This is a genomic window from Enterobacter sp. KB-280D8 (genome assembly GCF_041399405.1).
GTDB classification, from domain to species: domain Bacteria; phylum Pseudomonadota; class Gammaproteobacteria; order Enterobacterales; family Enterobacteriaceae; genus Enterobacter; species Enterobacter cloacae_N.
In genome coordinates this window covers 1-216 of sequence record NZ_JBGKEC010000051.1, presented here as the reverse complement: position 1 = coordinate 216, position 216 = coordinate 1, and the positions used below count along the sequence as shown (strand labels likewise).

The following is a 216-nucleotide window of genomic DNA, read 5'->3' as shown; positions in this document are numbered from 1 at the left end:
TGTTATTGATGATCTGCGCGACCAGATGGCTGAGAGGGTGCAGGACGCTGAAAAAGAGGAGGAAGAGCCTGAGGAGGACTGATGGCAAAGCGGGCATCTGCCAGGGACATCCGCCGCGATGTTTCCGGTATTTTACGAGCCCCGCGTCGTATGCCGGTGGCCGATGCGGTCAGTAATTATATGCGCGTGCCAATGGGGGCGGGAAACTCAGTTCCT

Annotated in this window: 1 pseudogene; it reads left to right on the top strand. The window is 57.4% G+C overall.

The window, feature by feature from the left end:
- Positions 1-82, top strand: a pseudogene (locus AB8818_RS22975) (terminase); the annotation flags it as partial.
- Between the last annotated feature and the right edge of the window lie 134 nt (positions 83-216).